At 56.5% G+C, this 255-nt stretch carries 1 rRNA gene; it reads right to left on the bottom strand.

What is annotated here, in order from left to right:
* Positions 1-255 (bottom strand): 23S ribosomal RNA (locus tag KJS63_RS25935); the annotation flags it as partial.

The raw sequence follows: 255 nt of genomic DNA, 5'->3' as shown, positions 1-255 counted from the left end.
GGTCGCTAGGGAGTATTTAGCCTTGGCAGATGGTCCTGCCGGATTCATACGGGGTTTCACGTGCCCCGCACTACTCGGGATCCGTCTCGGAGGGATTAGACTTTCGGGTACAGGGCTTTTACCTCTTATCGCGGGCCTTTCCAGACCTCTTCGCCTACCCTAATCCTTGGTAACTCCATATGAGACGTCCCACAACCCCAGAGAGCAAGCTCTCTGGTTTAGGCTGTTCCGCGTTCGCTCGCCGCTACTGACGGA

This window comes from Paenibacillus sp. J22TS3, assembly GCF_018403205.1.
In the GTDB taxonomy this organism is placed as follows: Bacteria; Bacillota; Bacilli; order Paenibacillales; family Paenibacillaceae; genus Fontibacillus; species Fontibacillus tuaregi.
This window is presented reverse-complemented; position numbering and strand designations above follow the sequence as displayed.